The organism is Patescibacteria group bacterium, assembly GCA_027858235.1.
Lineage (GTDB): Bacteria > Patescibacteriota > Patescibacteriia > Patescibacteriales > BM507 > BM507.
In genome coordinates, this window is record JAQIDC010000024.1 from 1 (window position 1) to 2538 (window position 2538).

Sequence of the window (2538 nt, forward strand, 5' to 3'; positions counted from 1 at the left end):
TGAGCAAATTTAAATGTTCTATCTTCAAGATTATAATAACTTGATTTTCCCTCCATTTATTTATTTTGAGTTTATAATTTTGTATTTGTTTAGAATTTAGAGTTTAGTGCTTAGAATTTTTCTATCTTGATATTTCCTCAATAAACTTATCCGCATCTACTTTAATCTTTGGATCTAAGTCTCCTGCCATTGTTGCTGCTTCTATAGCTTTTTCATTATTACCACTCTCTTTATACAACATTGCTAAATTAATCCAAGCCGTAGGGTCTTTTGGTTCTAGTTTTACTAATCCTTCATATAGAGTCAGAACTTTTTCAAAATCTTTTTCCTCAACATAGTGGCCAATTAAAGCTTTCAAATAATCACCTGGGCCCAACAAGCTAATACCACCTTTGTCTATGCATTGGTCCATATATTCATAACCTTTAACTTCATCTTGATAAAAGAAATGAGCTTTGGCTAGGCTACAAGCACTATCATAATAATTCTCATTCAAAGAATAGGCGTATTCGAGGGTTTCTAGGGCCTTGTCTTTTTGCCCTGCTGTTATAAGGATTTGTGCTTTTTGGAAATATATTGGAACTCTTTGCGGACTAGCTTCAATTGACCTATCTATTGCTTCAAGCGCTGCATTTATATAATAATCGTACTTTGATTGATTCCCTCGATGGAAAGATGCTGCTTTGTTGTAGGCCTGAGCCAAAAGCATTTGGTTCATGCTGTCTTTCTTATTGTAGGCAACATTTTTCTCTGCATGTTCAATAATAAAATCGAGAGCTTCGGTTGCTGCTTCTTTATCTTTATATGATTCTAATTGACCTCTATCGGAAATTAAAAGTCTCATTAAGCTAGTTCTTGAATCTCTGTCTAGGATAGAATCATAAGAAAGAGCTTCTCTATATTTATCCACAGCAGCTACTATACCACCACTAGAATTTATACGCTGAGCATCTATAGTTAACTTAAGCATTTTATAGGGAACATAATTATATTGGTACAAAACAGAAAGTAAAATAAGCCCTCCGATAAGCAATGCGACAATTTCGTTATTTCCCATTTCTTCATCTTTTACTGGTACCAGTTCTTCTTCTCCCTGATATCTGAAATAAACATAAGCCAATACCATCATAAAGGCCATATAGGTCACCATAGCATCAAATACAGCCAGGTTTTGGACGAAGTATGCGGTGATGAGAGAAGTGATAATAATAAACTCATGCATATCTAGTTTTCCACAGCGATACCCCGAAATAAGGTAGTAGCCAAGAGCAAAGAATATAGAAAGGTATGTCAAGAGCCCAAAAAGCCCCATTCCAGAGAGAATATCAACCAAATTATTATGAGCTCTATCAAAATATGTTTCTGTTCTTGTTTGATCATAGAAATGAGCGTCAAAGTATTTATCAAAAGTAATAGCATAATTCCCGTAACCAGTCCCCACCAAGGGATGGCTTGGAAAATCTTTAAAAGCAGCTCTCCAAGAAATCAAACGAGTTTGAAATGTATTTTTCTCCCAAGAAAGTTCGTAAGCTACTCTATTTAAAAATGTTGAGTTTCTGGTAAGAAAATTATCTTTCTGAATTAAGAAAAAGTAAGAACCAAAAATCATTATAAATATTGCTGCAGACACTGTGGCCACTTTGATTCTTCTGTCTTTATATAAAATCCCGTACAAGAATAGCATTACCAAAAGACCGGCCGCAAAACCACCATAAGCTCCAGCCACACTTGTTTTTATCATGTGATAAACAAAGAGGACTACAAGTGGCAAATACATGCTTTTTATCACCCAGCTTTTCTCACGAGCAAAAAGAAGTATTGCAAAGTAGGCAGAAAAGATATGGAAAGCAGCAACATAGGCAGTATTACCCAGAGTACTATAGACATGGCTAGTCCCAGAAAGACCTTTTAGAGCCACAAAAATAGCAAAAAATACATATATATTCAAAAATACCTTCCAATCATCCCAGCTCCTGAAAGCAGTAATTATTATCAAATAAAAAGCAAAGAAATGTAACAAATGAAATGCGCCAAGCATTCTCTCAACATCGCCCCAAAAACTTAGATTAAAATCAACTCCAGTAAAAGACGTTACAACCACAGCTCCGAAAAAAGCTGCGAGGCCGTATGTTATATAGTTCTTCTTCGGTCTCCAAGAAGGATATTTAACAATCATGGCAATCCAAAAAATCATCAATACTTCAATAACGACATTGAAAAATATCTGTTTTGAGGTAATAAATGGAAACAAAAGGTTTTTATTGACCAAGAATACAGAGATTAAAGACAAATAAATCCCTCCTTGCAAGATGTATTTATATAGTTTTTGAGACATGAATTTTAGTTAAAAGTTAAAAGTAGAAAGTTAAAAGTAGAAAATTTCGATGTTCCTATCTTTTAGCTAACTTAAAAACAAGACAAAGCCCTTTGTCTTGTTTGAAGAATAGCAGAATAGCTAGTTAAATTCAATACTCTCAAAAGAATGGCCGGAGGAGAAAGAACGGTCAGACCCCTGAGCACTTTTCTGCGTTCATTGAA

1 protein-coding gene is annotated in these 2538 nt (G+C 34.6%); it reads right to left on the bottom strand.

What is annotated here, in order from left to right:
* Positions 1–121: 121 nt before the first annotated feature.
* Positions 122–2335, bottom strand: coding sequence for an O-antigen ligase family protein (locus tag PF572_01415; protein ID MDA3839724.1), 2214 nt, complete (start codon positions 2333–2335; stop codon positions 122–124).
* Between the last annotated feature and the right edge of the window lie 203 nt (positions 2336–2538).

Coding starts and splice junctions, on each gene's coding strand:
- PF572_01415 (MDA3839724.1), bottom strand. CDS start 2,335: ATGTCTCAAAAACTATATAAATACATCTTGCAAGGAGGGATTTATTTG.